Raw genomic sequence first — 13,793 nt, forward strand, 5'->3', positions numbered from 1 at the left:
TCTTCGAACATCTCTCAAGAGGCAGCTACGTGGCGAACATCAAGTCCCAGATCAAGCGGATCAAGACCAACGAGAAGGCCCGGCTGCGCAACAAGGCCGTGAAGTCGGAGCTGCGCACCGCCATCCGCCGTACCCGCGAGGCCGTCGAGGCCGGGGACGCCGAGAAGGCCGTGGAGGCGCAGCGCGCCGCCGCCCGCAAGCTGGACAAGGCGGTCAGCAAGGGCGTCATCCACCGCAACCAGGCGGCCAACAAGAAGGCCGCCCTGGCCAAGCGCGTCCAGGCCCTCCAGGCCTGATCCACCGCCGGACCGCCGCGGGCCCTCTCACTCCGCACCGGTCGGGCATCCGCAACACCACGCCGCACGCGGCCTGCGTTCGCCACGCGGGTGCGGCACAAAGCACTCCGCAAGGCCCCGTCCCCGGCCCCTCCCCAGGGCCCCGGACGGGGCCTTGCGCATGAGCACGAGACCCCGGCCCCGGAGAGGGCACGGCGGTTGCCGCGCGGAGCGCCGCAGTCGTCCCGTCCCGCCGCCCCCGGGCCCGGGGGCGGCGGGGTCAGTGGGAGCGGGCGGCGGCGGTGATGACCACGACGGCCTTCTCCAGGGCGTAGGCCGGGTCGTCCGAGCCGCCCTTGACGTCCGCGTCGGCCTGGGCCACCGCGCGCAGCGCCGTCGCCACGCCGTCCGCCGTCCAGCCGCGCATCTGCTGGCGGACGCGGTCCACCTTCCAGGGGGGCATGCCCAGCTCACGGGCCAGGTCGGCCGGGCGCATGCCGCGGGGGGCCGAGGCGAGGCGGCCGATGGAGCGGACGCCCTGGGCGAGGGCGCTGGTGAGCAGGACGGGGGCCACGCCCGTGTTCAGGGCCCAGCGGAGGGCCTCCAGGGCCTCGGCCGTACGGCCCTCGACGGCCCGGTCGGCCACCTCGAAGCCGGAGGTCTCGGCCCGGCCCGTGTAGTAGCGCGCGACGACCGCGTCGTCGATCGTGCCCTCCACGTCGGCCGCGAGCTGCGCGCAGGCGCCGGCCATCTCCCGCAGGTCGGAGCCGATCGCGTCGACCAGCGCCTGGCAGGCCGACGGCGTCGCGGTGCGGCCAGCGGCCCGGAACTCGGCCTTCACGAAGGCCAGCCGGTCCGCGGGGCGGGTCACCTTCGCGCAGTCGACCTCCCGGGCCCCGGCCTTGCGCGCCGCGTCCAGCAGGCCCTTGCCCTTGGCGCCGCCGGCGTGCGCCAGCACGAGCGTGATCTCGGCGGCGGGGGCGGCCACGTACGCCTTGACGTCCTTGACCGCGTCGGCGGCGAGGTCCTGCGCGCCCCGTACGACCACGACCTTGCGCTCGGCGAAGAGCGACGGGCTGGTCAGCTCGGCGAGCGTGCCGGGCTGGAGGGCGTCGTGGGTCAGCTCGCGCACGTCGGTGTCGGGGTCGGCGGCGCGGGCGGCGGCCACGACCTCCCGCACGGCGCGGTCGACCAGCAGATCCTCCTGGCCCACGGCGAGTGTGACGGGGGTGAGCGGGTCGCCGCCGGCGCTTGCGCCCTTGCTGGTCCTGGGGTTCCGGGTCGTCGCTGCCATCGCCGTACAGCATCCCACGCCGGTACGACATCGCCGGCGGCCCGCGGGCACAATGGCGGCGTGAGCGACCAGACCTACGTACTCGTGCTGCCCGACCGCGACGCCGCCAGGGAGGTGGCCGGGCTGGCCGTGGAGCGCTTCGGCCTGGCCGGGGAGCCGCAACTGATCCGCGACGCCCTGGCCGGCGAGGACGACGCGGAGGACGCGCAGTGGCTCGTCGTCGTCGAGGACGCGCGGGAGGCGGTGGCGGCGGAGCTGGAGGAGCTGGCCGAGTCGTACGACGGCTGGCTGGAGGGGTCCGCGACGGTGCCGGACGACCCGGCGGGGTAGGGCCTGCCGTTGGGATCCTGCCGGGCCCGGGCGAATATGCCGCCCCGGGTGCGGCAGCTGCCTCCTTCGGGGCGGAGCAGGTGCGGCAGCCGGGTCCGGCACGAGAGCGAGAAGTCCGATTTGTCCCAGAAATAGCCTATTTATCCTTATTCTTCCTCCATCGGGTGACCACAGCGCGTCTTCGCGGCTCACGGCGCGGGACATCGACAAGACTGCCCAGGCTTCCGGCGGTCGGGAGCGTCCTGTTCGACATCGCAAGATGGAGGAATCCATGAAGAACCTCGCACGTGCCGCGGCCACCGTGGGCGCGATCATCGGCATCGCCGCGATGGCCGCCCCGGCGGCCTCCGCGGCCTCGACGACTCCGGAGCCCACCCCGGCGGCGGCTCCGGCGACGGCTCCGGAGGCCACCCCGGCGACGGCTCCGCAGGCCACCCCGGCCTCGGACGCTCCCGCAGCCGCCCCGACGGCTCCGCAGGCCACCCCGCACCACCAGAAGGCGAAGCCCGACCACATCACGATCTACTACTTCGAGGGCGACGCGCTGCTGGCGCAGGAGTACGGCCCGGGTGACCAGGCCAACTACCTGACCAAGGACTCCAAGCACGTCAGCCAGCCCGCGCAGAACGAGGTCATCAAGACTGGCGACATCAAGCCGGCGGTCGTGGGCAAGCACAACACGGTGCCCATCGAGGTCGAGGGCTCCGAGCAGGACCAGGGCGAGGCTGCCTGACGCAGAGCGGCCCCTCCCGGTGTCCGCGTGCCGTCGGCACTGGGACCGCTCCGCGCCTGTCCCGACCAGGTCGTGCATGGTTGGCGGTGGCACGCCGAGACCTTGATCGCTGATCGGTATTCGTCGACCGCGTACACCTCCGCCACGGCGCTACGCACGACCTGCCGGCCTGCCGGTTCGGTGTCGATCGCGCAATCATGACGCATGCGATCGGTGAAGTGCGGCCCCCGCTCGCCGAGCGGGGGCCGCACCGTCGCGCCCGGCCTCTCAAGCCTGCGCGTACCGCGTCAAGCGGAGGCGCAGAACCGGCGATGAGCACCGGTGCAAGCCGTGACCGGCACGACTCGCCATGCCGCCGCTTCGATGGCTACTGGCAGGCACCCTCTCGGCCATCCGTTCCGGCGGTGACGCTGACCTCCGTGTCCTGGATGTGGTCGAGGACAATCCGGCAGACGACGCCGCCGTGAAGTGCCTGGACTGGCGCGGCCCCCACGAGACCCGGCGGCAGTCCGGTTCCGGTGCGGACATCTGGCATGCCTCACCCCGCCGCACGAAACCGTAGATGCTCCCCGTGTTCCGCAAGCCCCACCGCACAGACACTCCCGCAGACGGGCGCGTCAGGCAGCGCTACCCCGCGGCCACCACCTGGATGTCCAGTTCGATCTGGATGCTGGAGCCCACGACCGCGATGCCGCGCGCGAGCATGTGCTGCCAGTTGAGCGTGAAGTCCTCGCGGTGCAGTTCGACGGTGGCCCGGCAGGCGGCGCGCAGTTCGCCCTCCATGCCGTAACCGGTGCCGAGGTAGCGGGTGTCCAGCGTCACGGTGCGGCTGACGCCGTGGATGGACAGCGCGCCGGTGACGGCCCAGCGGGCGCCGCCGCGGTGGAGGAAGCGGTCGCCGGCGAACTCGATCGCCGGGTAGCGCTGGACGTCGAGGAAGTCCGGCGAGCGCAGGTGGTCGTCACGCATCGTGATGTTGGTGTCGATGCTGGCCGCCTCGATGGCGACGCGCATGGCCGAGTCCTCCATGCGCTGACCGATGCGCAGGGCGCCGCTGAAGGCGTTGAACCGGCCGCGGACGCGCGCCATGCCGATGTGCTGCGCGACGAACGCGATGGTGGTGTGCGCCGGGTCGATCTCCCAGTCGCCGGGCGGCGGGAGCTGCGGCAGCGGGGAGGGCCCCAGTGCGAGGTCGCCGAGGGAGTTGTGGGCTCCTTCGGAGACTTCGACGTCCCCGCGGTACGGGATGAAGCCCTCGGCGTTGATCGAGAGCCGGTAGCTGCCGGCCGGGATCGCGACGACGAAGGTGCCGAACGGATCGCTCTCACCGCTGACGATCTTGCGCCCGGCGGAGTCGGCGAGGACGACCTCCGCCTGCGGCAGCGGCTGGTCGACGGGGTCGAGCACGCGGCAGCTCAGCACCCCCGCGTGCATAGGAACCCGCAGGCCGACCAAGCCGGCGCCGCGCCGGGTTGCCGTGGCCGAGGATCTGCGTCGGAGACGACCGATCATGAAGCATCCACCCCCGTGGAATTTCAGTGGCTCGGGCATTCATTCGAGCACTGGAGTTGCTTTCTATGCAAACCGGGGGTTCCCCGCCGGGTTGTGACGGCTGGGGCGGGCTTGGGTCAAGTGCCGGAGTTCACCGGTCCGTTTGGGCCGATTGCCGGCTGGTCTAGGTGCCCCCGAGGGTGAGGGCGGGGGTGCGGTCTCCGGCTTCTCCTTCGGCGGTGAGGGCGAGGGGACCGTGCCGGTCGGTGCGCAGCACCGCGGCTCCCTGGGCGCGCAGGGCGGCGACGGTACGGGGCGAGGGATGGCCGTACGGGTTGCCGGCGCCCGCGCTGACGAGGGCGAAGCGGGGCTTGAGGCGCCGCAGCAGCTCGTGGTCCTGGTAGGCGGAGCCGTGGTGCGGGACCTTCAGGGCGTCGAGGCGGGGCAGTTGGGGGACGGCGGTGAGCAACGCGCGCTGGGCGGGCGGCTCCAGGTCCCCGGGCAGGAGAACGGTGAGGCCCGCGGTCTCGACGAGGAGGGTGACGCTGGCGTCGTTCGGCTCGGCCGGAGGCGGTGCGCCGGCCGCCGGCCACACCACCTGCCACGACAGCCCGCCCACCCGGCGCCGCTCCCCCGGCCGCGCGCGGATCACCGGCACGCCCGCGGCGGCGGCCGTACGGCGCACGGCGGCCGCCTGGCCCGGGGGTTCGTCGAGGCCGCCGACCTGGACGGCGCCGACGGCCCGGCCGCGCAGGACACCGGCCAGCCCGGCGACGTGATCGTCATGGAAGTGGGTCAGGACGATCAGCGGGATACGGCGGACGCCGAGGTCACGCAGGCAGCGGTCGACCAGCGCGGGGTCGGGACCGGTGTCGACGACGACCGCCTCCCCGTCGCCCGCGGCCAGCGCGAGCGCGTCGCCCTGCCCGACGTCGCACGCCACGAGGCGCCAGCCGTCAGGCGGCCAGCCGGTGAGGACCCGGGTGAGGGGGACGGGGCGGAGCACGGCGAGCAGCACGAGAAGGGCGCAGGCGGCGCAGAGCCACCGGCGGCGGGCCAGGCGGGCGAGGCCGAGCAGCAGCGGCGGAGTCACGGCGGCCAGGGCCAGCCCGCCGTACCACCCGCCGGGCCAGCCGTACGTGGCGCCCGGCAGCGCGGCCCCGGTCCTGGCGACCCCGGCGATCCACTCCGCCGCCCAGCCGGCGGGCGTCGCCAGCACCTCGGCGGCCGGCATCGCGGGCAGGGCGACGGCGAGCGCCGCGAACCCCAGGACGGTGGCGGGCGCGACGGCGAACTCGGCGAGCAGGTTGCACGGAATCGCGACCAGGCTGACCCGCGCCGCCAGCACGGCGACGACCGGCGCGCACACCGCCTGCGCGGCCCCTGCCGCGGCCAGCGCCTCGGCGAGCCGTGGCGGCACCCGGCGGGCGCGCAGCGCCGCGCTCCAGCGGGGCGCGAGGGTGAGCAGGGCGGCGGTGGCCAGCACGGAGAGGAGGAAGCCGTACTCGCGTGACAGCCACGGGTCGTAGAGCACGAGCAGCAGGACGGCGGCGGCGAGGGCGGGCAGCAGGGAGCGGCGCCGTCCCGTGCCGAGGGCGAGCAGGGTGATGAGGCCGCAGGCCGCCGCCCGCAGGACGCTCGGCTCGGGGCGGCAGACGACGACGAAGCCGAGGGTGAGGAGCCCGCCGAGGAGCGCGGTGGCGCGCAGCGGGATGCCGAGCCGCGGGGCGAGCCCGCGGCGCTCGGCGCGGGCGGCGAGATGGGGCGGGCCGATGAGGAGGGCGAGGACGATCGTGAGGTTGGCCCCGGAGACGGCGAGGAGGTGGGTGAGGTCGGTGGCGTGGAAGGCGTCCTGGAGTTCGGCGGGGATGCGGGAGGTGTCGCCGACGACGAGCCCGGGCAGCAGTGCGCGGGCGTCGGCGCCGAGCCCGTCGGTGGCCTCGCGCAGCCCGCCCCGCAGAGCGCCCGCGGCGCGCTGCAGCTCGCTGGGCCCGCGCACGACGTCCGGCGGCCCGTCCCGGCCGACGCGCAGCACGGCCCCCACGGCCCGGCCGCCCCCGGAGCCGGGCGAGACCCGCGCCTCGACCCGCACCCGGGTCGAGGGCAGCAGCCCCGACCACGCCCGCCGCGCGGCGGCGTCGCGGGGCTGCACGAGGACCAGCACGGGGGTCCGCACGCGAACGGATCGCGGGGTGCCTGCGGCATGCGGCCCCGGCTGGGCGATGACGGGTGGTGTCGGCGACGGGTCGGCGGGGGTGGTCAGTCGCGGGGCGGTGGCTTCGGGGGTGGCAGGGGCGGCGGGGACGGTCGGTGAGGCGGAGGTCAGGTCGGTGGGGATGGTCGGCGACGGGTCGGCTGCATCGGGTGCGGGATCGGCGGGGCGCGGGGTGGCTGAGTCCCAGGGCGCGGGGTCGTGCGGGGACGCGGGGGAGGTGTCCGTGGAGCGGGTGGTGACGTGGCGGGCTTCGGCTCTGATGAGCACGGCGACCGGGGTGGCGGCCGGGCCGCGGACGTGCGGGCGGGTCAGTCGCGGATCGGAGGTCACCTCCACCTCCACGGTGGCCTGCCCGTACTGCTCGGCGACCGCGGGCAGCGGACCGCGGTGGAGGTCGGCGCCGTGCAACGCCGCGACCCCCGCCCCCGCGGCGCCGCACAGCAACGCGGCGGCCCCGGCCACCAGCACCCGCGACGGCGCGGCAGCCGGCCGGGCGGCGGCGCGGTGCCCGGGCCTCGGCCGGCCCCGCCTGCCGCGGAGGCGGGCGGCGGCAAGCAGCGCCAGTGCGGCGGCCGTTGCCAGTCCGCACGCCACCGGCACCGCCGCGCCCTCCCGGCCCAGCGCCAGGGCGGCCGCCGCCCAGGCGGCCAGCGCCGGTGGCACCAACCGCAGATCGACGGGCCCTTCCGCCGCCGTCCCAGCCGTAGCGGAAGGTGCCGTGGCGCCGTTGCTCCCTCGCGCAGCCGGTAACCGGCCCCGGGGTGACGCGGGTTGCCCAGGTGCCGCGGCGATGGCCGTGGTCGCGGCGGGGTCACGGCTGGACATGGGGGCGGAGGTCCGCGAAGCGGCTGTCGCCGATGCCGTTCACGTCGCGGAGTTGCCCGATGTCGGTGAAGCCGCCGTTCTGGTCGCGGTAGTCGATGATGTGCTGCGCCAGCACGGGGCCGATGCCCGGCAGCGCGTCGAGCTGTTCCGGCGTCGCGGAGTTGAGGCTCACCACCGCCGAGGGGCCGGTCGTCGGCGAGCCGCCTCCCGGTGGCGGGGTGGGTCCGGCCGCCGGTGGCGTGCCCGGCGCCGCGGGCGGCGGGTGGTCGACGACGATCTGCTCGCCGTCGACCAGCGGGCGCGCCCGGTTGAGCCCGTCCGCCTCGGCGCCGGGACGGACGCCGCCCGCGGCGCGTAAGGCGTCCTCGACGCGGGACCCGGCAGGCAGCCGGTGGACACCCGGCTCGCGCACCTTGCCGACGACGTCCACCACCACGTCCGCCGCCGCCCCGGCGCCGGGCTCCCCCGCGGCGTCCGGCACCGCCGCCTCGGCGGCGGGCGGTGGCGCGGAGCCGCGTGCCTCCGGAGCCCGTACGGGCTGGGGCCGGCCGGACCAGAAGTGGTACGCCGCGAGAGCGACCCCGGCGACGAGCACCAGTACGAGGGCCGCGCACGTCGCGGGCTCCAGCCCGCACCGCAGCCGGATCCACATCGGCAGCCGCTCCCGCACCGCGACCCCCCACCGCTCCCACCGCCCCATCTCCCCGCGGTCGAGGGCCGGTTCGTCACGTTCCTCTCCGGGTGGAGAAGCGCCGCGCCCGGAGCCCGGGACAGGCGCGGTGGCCACGGAGGCGGGAGCCGGGGTGGGCGCGGGTGCACGGGCGGCGGGCACGGGGGCGGAGGCAGCCGCGGGAGTGGGTGCGGAGCCCCGGGCCGACACCACGCCGACGCCGTCGCTGCCCGTGGCCTGGCCGGCAAACCGCCGTTGCGGTCCCGGCGAGCACGCCCCGCCACCCGCACCGCGCGGCGTCGCCTCAGGCGGCACCGCCCGGTCGGCGCTCTCCGCGGGCGCGCCCGACGGCAAAGAGGGGGTACCGGGCGCCGCTTGGCGGGCTTCCTCCCCCGCGGAGTCACCGGCACGAGCCCCACCGCCCCGGCGCCACCCCGGCGCGGCGGTCGGCTCCGTGGCGTGCGACCCGTGCGACTCCCCCGCCGCACGCCGCACCATGCCGGACCGTCCCGGCTCCCCCGGGGCCGACCGCTCCGCGAGCGACCGCCCTGCCTTGCCGCCCGCCCCCCTCCGGGGGAAGCGCGGGGCGTCCTCGCTGGTCCAGCGGAGGTGTGGCCGTGGTCCGCCCGGGGGGTGGCGGGCGTGTGGGGGTGAGGGCTTGAGCATCGTCGTTGCTCTGTGCCGTACGTGCTCCCGCGGTGTGCTCCGGGGTTCCCCCGCCGCCCTGCCCGCGCCCGCCGCGCTCCCGCGCAGGCGGCGCCTGCGCGGCTCGTGGCGGCCCGGTCCCCTGGTCTCCGTACCCGTGCGTGCGCTCATGGCCCGAAGGTACGAGCCCCGCCCCCGCCCCCGATGATCACCGGCAATTCCTGTGGATAACTCGCCGGTTGTGGACAACCCGCGGCTATGCGCCGCCCCGCCGCGACACCACCGCGCCCAGCAGCCCCGGCCCCGTGTGCGCCCCGATCACCGCGCCCACCTCGCTCAGGTGCAGCTCCGCCAGCCCCGGCACCCGCTCCCGCAGCCGGTCCGCCAGCTCCGCCGCGCGCTCCGCCGCCGCCAGGTGGTGCACCGCGACGTCCACCGGGCCCTCCGCGGCCCGTTCGAGCACCAGCTCCTCCAGCCGCAGGATCGCCCGCCCCGCCGTACGGACCTTCTCCAGCAGCTCGATCCGCCCGCCGTCCAGCCGCAGCAGCGGCTTGACCGCCAGCGCCGAGCCCAGCAGCGCCTGGGCGGTGCCGATCCGGCCGCCCCGGCGCAGGTAGTCCAGGGTGTCGACGTAGAAGAACGCCGACGTGCCCGCCGCCCGCCGTTCCGCCGCCGCCACCGCGTCGTCCACGGTGCCGCCCGCCTCCGCCGCCTCCGCGGCGGCGATCGCGCAGAAGCCGAGGGCCATCGCCACCATCCGGGTGTCCACCACCCGCACCGGCACCGGCGCCTCCTTCGCCGCCAGCACCGCCGCGTCGTACGTCCCGGAGAACTCCGCCGACAGGTGCAGCGACACGATGCCCCGCGCGCCCGCCTCCGCCGCCTTCCGGTACGTCGCCGCGAAGAGCGCCGGGCTGGGCCGCGACGTCGTCACCGGATTCCGCTTGCGCAGCGCCTCGGCCAGCGAGCGGGCCGAGATCTCGGTACCCTCCTCCAGCGCCCGGTCGCCGAGCACGACGGTCAGCGGGACGGAGATGATGCCGTGCCGCCGCATCGCCTCGGGCGGCAGATAGGCCGTGGAATCGGCGACGATCGCGACATCGGGGGACATGCCCAAGACACTACTGGGCTCGCCGAACACCCCGCATCCGAGGGCCCGCACGGCGCGTACGGGCTAGACGATACGCCGAGGTCACGCCCGGTGTCCCGGCCCCGGACGGCGCTACGCCGACTCCGGCCTGCGCATCTTCTCGATCTTCGACAGCAGCGCCTGGAAGGCGTCCTGCCCCTCCGACGTCCCGCCGGACGACAGCGCCGCCTGCTGCTTCGGCGACCGGCCCGCGCCGTCCGCCGGCCGTGCCTTGTCCCCGGACGGCGCCCCGGAGGACGCGGCGCCCGGGGCGGCCTCCTGCTCCGCCGCCGGCGTCCAGTGCCGCAGCGCGCCGGTCTCCAGGTCGATCTGCGACGTCAGCGCGTCCAGCCCGTCCTCGTCCTCGGCCGTGTGCCGCGCGCGGTCCTGCGCCGCCCAGCGCAGCGAGTTCGCCGACTGCGCGATCCGCTCCGCGCGGCTGCGCAGCTCCGGCAGCCGCTCCGCGACGCGCGACTTCTCCGGCTCCCGCTCCAGGTGCCGCAGCTCGCCGTCGACCTGGCGCGCGTACTCATGGAGCCGGTCCAGCAGGCCGATCGACTCCCGCAGCCCGGGGTCGCCCTGCACCGCGTGCTCCAGCTCGCGGCGGGTGGAGTCGATGGAGTTGCGCAGGGAGAGCCGCAGGCCGGCGATGTCGCCGGCCGCACCGGGCTGCACCGCGCGGCGGGCCCTGAGCGTCGTCTCCTGGACCGTTCTGCGGGTGTCGGCCACCGTGCGCTCGACGCCGCGCTTCACCGCCCGCGTGGCCTTCACGGTCAGGACCACGCCCGCCGCGAGACAGAGCACGAAGAACAGCGCCAGCAGAGCGACGACGACGTCCATGAGGTCTGCATCCCTCCATCTCGGGCCGTACGGGCCCGCGCGGCCACGGCAGGCGGTCTTCCCTCCAGCGTACGGGTACGGGAAAGGCCGGGCGGCCCCATCGGCCCCCGGCCTTCCCGGAATCGTCCCTTAGGGAACGCCCCGGGGACCGCTCCGCGGCTGATCCCGCGGCCGGTCCCGGGGCGGCTCCCCGGGTGCTCCTCGCCGTGCACGAAGGCGCCGGGCGCCCTCAGATGACGATGTTCACCAGCTTCGGCGCCCGTACGATCACCTTCCGGACCGGCGCCCCGCCCAGCGCCCGGACCACCGCGTCGTCCGCCAGCGCCGCCGCCTCCAGCTCCGCCTCGGCGATGTCCGGCGACACCTCCAGCCGGGCCTTGACCTTGCCCTTGACCTGCACCACGCACGTGACCGTCTCGTCGACCACGTACCGCGGATCGGCGACCGGGAACGGCTCGTAGACCACCGTGGTGCCGTGCCCCAGCCGGTGCCACAGCTCCTCGGCGACGTGCGGCGCCAGCGGCGCGACCAGCTTCACCAGCGCCTCGGCGACGCTCCGCGGCACCGCGGGCAGCTTGGTGACGTGGTTGTTCAGCTCCGTCACCTTCGCGATGGCGGTGTTGAAACGCAGCCCCGCCATGTCCCTGGTGACCCCGTCGACGGCCTTGTGCACCGCCCGCAGCGTCTCCTCGTCCGGCTCGGCATCCACGACGGTCACGGCGCCGGTCGACTCGTCGACGACGTTGCGCCACAGCCGCTGCAGCAGCCGGTACTGGCCGACGACCGCGCGGGTGTCCCAGGGGCGGGAGACGTCCAGGGGGCCCATCGCCATCTCGTACAGCCGCAGCGTGTCCGCGCCGTACTCGGCGCAGATCTCGTCCGGCGTGACGGCGTTCTTCAGGGACTTGCCCATCTTGCCCAGCTCGCGCCTGACCCGCTCGCCGCCGTACCAGTAGCCGCCGTCGCGCTCCTCGACCTCCGCGGCGGGCACCGGGAAGCCGCGGGCGTCGCGGTAGACATACGCCTGGATCATGCCCTGGTTGAACAGCTTGTGGAACGGCTCGGCGGAGGAGACGTACCCCAGGTCGTACAGCACCTTGGACCAGAAGCGGGCGTACAGCAGGTGCAGCACGGCGTGCTCGGCGCCGCCGACGTACAGGTCGACGCCGCCGTGCGGCTTGCCCTCGGCCGGGCCCATCCAGGCCCGCTCGACGGCCGGGTCGACCGGCTGCTCGGCGTTGTGCGGGTCCAGGTAGCGCAGCTCGTACCAGCAGGAGCCGGCCCAGTTGGGCATGGTGTTGGTCTCGCGCCGGTAGCGCCGCGGCCCCGAGCCGTCGCCCAGGTCCAGGGTGACGTTCACCCAGTCCGCGTTGCGCGACAGGGGGGTCTCGGGGCGGCTGTCCGCGTCGTCGGGGTCGAAGGTGCGCGGCGAGTAGCCCTCGGCACCCTTCACCTCAGGGAGCTCCAGCGGCAGCATCGACTCGGGCAGGGCGTGGGCGACGTCGTTCTCGTCGTAGACGATCGGGAAGGGCTCGCCCCAGTAGCGCTGGCGGCTGAACAGCCAGTCGCGCAGCCGGAAGCTGACGGTGCCCTCGCCGACGCCCTTGTCCTCCAGCCAGGCGATGATCTTCCGCTTGGCGTCGGCGACCTCCAGGCCGTTCAGGTCGATGCCGTCCCCGGCGGAGTTGATCGCGGGTCCGTCGCCGGTGTACGCCTTGCCGTCCCAGTCCGCGGGCGGCTGCACGGTGCGGATGATGGGCAGCTCGAAGACCTCGGAGAACTCCCAGTCGCGCTCGTCCTGTCCGGGCACGGCCATGATGGCACCGGTGCCGTAGCCCATCAGGACGTAGTCGGCGATGAAAACCGGGACGCGCTCGCCGTTGACGGGGTTCAGGGCGTACGCGCCGGTGAACACGCCCGTCTTTTCCTTGGCTTCTGCCTGCCGCTCCACGTCGGACTTCGCGGCGGACTGCGCGCGGTACGTCTCCACCGCCTCCGCGGGCGTGGCGTGCCCGCCGGTCCACACCTCGTGGGTGCCCTGCGGCCAGCCGGCCGGGACGATGCCGTCGACCAGCGGGTGTTCGGGTGCCAGCACCATGTAGGTGGCGCCGAACAGGGTGTCGGGGCGGGTGGTGAAGACGGAGATCTGCGTGCCCTCGTGACCTCCCCCAACGGGGAAGTCGACGCGGGCGCCCTCGCTGCGGCCGATCCAGTTGCGCTGCTGCAGCTTGATGGCCTCGGGCCAGTCCAGCTCGGCCAGGTCGGCCAGCAGCCGGTCGGCGTAGGCGGTGATCCGCATCATCCACTGCCGCAGATTGGCCTTGAAGACGGGGAAGTTGCCGCGCTCGGAGCGGCCGTCGGCGGTGACCTCCTCGTTGGCCAGCACGGTGCCCAGACCGGGGCACCAGTTGACCGGGGAGTCGGAGGCGTACGCCAGGCGGTAGCCGCTCAGCACCTCGGCGCGCTCCTCGGGCGTCAGCTCGCCCCAGGGGCGCCGGTCGGGCGTCTCGCGCTTGCCGGTCTCGAACTGCTCGACCAGGGTGGCGATCGGGCGGGCGGCGTCGGCCTCCTCGTCGTACCAGGACTCGAAGATCTTGAGGAAGATCCACTGGGTCCACTTGTAGTAGTCCGGGTCGATCGTGGCGAACGACCTGTCCCTGTCGTGCCCCAGGCCCAGGCGGCCCAGCTGGCGGCGCATGGAGGCGATGTTCGCCTCGGTGGTGACGCGCGGGTGGGTGCCGGTCTGCACGGCGTACTGCTCGGCGGGCAGGCCGAAGGCGTCGAAGCCCATCGTGTGCAGGACGTCGTGGCCCGTCATGCGCTGGTAGCGGGCGGAGACGTCGGTGGCGATGTACCCCAGCGGGTGGCCCACGTGCAGACCCGCACCCGAGGGGTACGGGAACATGTCCATGATGAACTTCCGGGGCCGGTCCGACGCCGCGGCCGTGTCCACCGCGTACGTGCCCTCGCGCTCCCAGAAGTCCTGCCAGCGTCCCTCGATCTCGGCCGCCAGGGCCGCGGTGTAGCGGTGCGGTGCCGTCGGCGGCACCGACTCGGTGGCGGCGGCGGTGGTCGTCTCGCTGCTCATGGTCCTCAAAGCTCCTGGTGGTCTCTGCCTGCGGTTCCGGATGCGGAAACGAAAAATCCCCTCGCACAGGAGGGGACGCCGCGCTGAGTGTTTCCTGCCGTCAGCGCGGCCCGCTAAGCAGAAGGCGTCGGGCACGCATGCGCTCAGGATATCGCAGCCGGAAGGGGAGCCGAGTGGAGCTAAGGAGATTCGAACTCCTGACCCCTTGCATGCCATGCAAGTGCTCTACCAACTGAGCTATAGCCCCTGGGCGGGCTT

Annotated in this window: 10 protein-coding genes and 1 tRNA gene; 3 read left to right on the forward strand and 8 right to left on the reverse strand. The window is 74.7% G+C overall.

Annotation, left to right across the window (positions count from 1 at the left end; genetic code table 11):
* Window positions 1-29 precede the first annotated feature (29 nt).
* On the forward strand, window positions 30-296 hold the full coding sequence (rpsT, locus tag ABGA99_RS32955; protein WP_326795864.1) for a 30S ribosomal protein S20: 267 nt from the start codon (window positions 30-32) through the stop codon (window positions 294-296).
* A 259-nt stretch (window positions 297-555) separates the two neighbouring features.
* Here the strand turns inward: rpsT and holA are convergent, their stop codons facing one another.
* Window positions 556-1,569 carry a DNA polymerase III subunit delta gene (gene holA, locus ABGA99_RS32960; RefSeq protein WP_347577969.1) on the reverse strand — a complete coding sequence of 338 codons (1,014 nt, stop codon included), beginning with the start codon at window positions 1,567-1,569 and terminating at the stop codon, window positions 556-558.
* A 60-nt stretch (window positions 1,570-1,629) separates the two neighbouring features.
* On the opposite strand from holA, the gene ABGA99_RS32965 reads away from it, so the two are divergent.
* Window positions 1,630-1,899, forward strand: coding sequence for a hypothetical protein (locus ABGA99_RS32965; RefSeq protein ID WP_347577970.1), 270 nt, complete (start codon window positions 1,630-1,632; stop codon window positions 1,897-1,899).
* A gap of 271 nt (window positions 1,900-2,170) precedes the next feature.
* Window positions 2,171-2,632 carry a hypothetical protein gene (locus ABGA99_RS32970; protein WP_347577971.1) on the forward strand — a complete coding sequence of 154 codons (462 nt, stop codon included), beginning with the start codon at window positions 2,171-2,173 and terminating at the stop codon, window positions 2,630-2,632.
* A gap of 627 nt (window positions 2,633-3,259) precedes the next feature.
* Here ABGA99_RS32970 and ABGA99_RS32975 read toward each other — a convergent pair.
* The 7 genes from ABGA99_RS32975 to ABGA99_RS33005 form a co-directional block, all read right to left on the reverse strand.
* The gene (locus tag ABGA99_RS32975) at window positions 3,260-4,144 is read right to left on the reverse strand and encodes a YceI family protein (protein WP_347577972.1); all 885 of its coding nucleotides are present in this window, start codon (window positions 4,142-4,144) and stop codon (window positions 3,260-3,262) included.
* A 163-nt stretch (window positions 4,145-4,307) separates the two neighbouring features.
* Window positions 4,308-6,989 carry a ComEC/Rec2 family competence protein gene (locus ABGA99_RS32980; protein WP_347584086.1) on the reverse strand — a complete coding sequence of 894 codons (2,682 nt, stop codon included), beginning with the start codon at window positions 6,987-6,989 and terminating at the stop codon, window positions 4,308-4,310.
* Between the two features lie 160 nt (window positions 6,990-7,149).
* On the reverse strand, window positions 7,150-7,863 hold the full coding sequence (locus tag ABGA99_RS32985; protein ID WP_347584082.1) for a ComEA family DNA-binding protein: 714 nt from the start codon (window positions 7,861-7,863) through the stop codon (window positions 7,150-7,152).
* An 871-nt stretch (window positions 7,864-8,734) separates the two neighbouring features.
* Window positions 8,735-9,589 (reverse strand): DegV family protein, encoded by an 855-nt coding sequence (locus tag ABGA99_RS32990; RefSeq protein ID WP_347577974.1) that lies wholly within the window; start codon window positions 9,587-9,589, stop codon window positions 8,735-8,737.
* Window positions 9,590-9,700: 111 nt separating this feature from the next.
* On the reverse strand, window positions 9,701-10,447 hold the full coding sequence (locus tag ABGA99_RS32995) for a hypothetical protein (protein ID WP_347577975.1): 747 nt from the start codon (window positions 10,445-10,447) through the stop codon (window positions 9,701-9,703).
* A 229-nt stretch (window positions 10,448-10,676) separates the two neighbouring features.
* Complete coding sequence (gene leuS, locus ABGA99_RS33000) at window positions 10,677-13,535, reverse strand: leucine--tRNA ligase (protein WP_347577976.1); 2,859 nt, start codon at window positions 13,533-13,535, stop codon at window positions 10,677-10,679.
* A gap of 174 nt (window positions 13,536-13,709) precedes the next feature.
* Window positions 13,710-13,782 (reverse strand) — tRNA-Ala (locus ABGA99_RS33005).
* Window positions 13,783-13,793: the final 11 nt, after the last annotated feature.

The sequence above is a fragment of the Streptomyces sp. B5E4 genome (genome assembly GCF_039871555.1).
GTDB lineage: Bacteria > Actinomycetota > Actinomycetes > Streptomycetales > Streptomycetaceae > Streptomyces.

What these genes read in the sequence shown, in the direction of transcription:
- holA (WP_347577969.1), bottom strand. Translation starts at nt 1,569, where the DNA reads ATGGCAGCGACGACCCGGAACCCCAGGACCAGCAAGGGCGCAAGCGCC.
- ABGA99_RS32970 (WP_347577971.1), top strand. Translation starts at nt 2,171, where the DNA reads ATGAAGAACCTCGCACGTGCCGCGGCCACCGTGGGCGCGATCATCGGC.
- ABGA99_RS32975 (WP_347577972.1), bottom strand. Translation starts at nt 4,144, where the DNA reads ATGATCGGTCGTCTCCGACGCAGATCCTCGGCCACGGCAACCCGGCGC.
- ABGA99_RS32985 (WP_347584082.1), bottom strand. Translation starts at nt 7,863, where the DNA reads ATGGGGCGGTGGGAGCGGTGGGGGGTCGCGGTGCGGGAGCGGCTGCCG.
- ABGA99_RS32990 (WP_347577974.1), bottom strand. Translation starts at nt 9,589, where the DNA reads ATGTCCCCCGATGTCGCGATCGTCGCCGATTCCACGGCCTATCTGCCG.
- ABGA99_RS32995 (WP_347577975.1), bottom strand. Translation starts at nt 10,447, where the DNA reads ATGGACGTCGTCGTCGCTCTGCTGGCGCTGTTCTTCGTGCTCTGTCTC.
- leuS (WP_347577976.1), bottom strand. Translation starts at nt 13,535, where the DNA reads ATGAGCAGCGAGACGACCACCGCCGCCGCCACCGAGTCGGTGCCGCCG.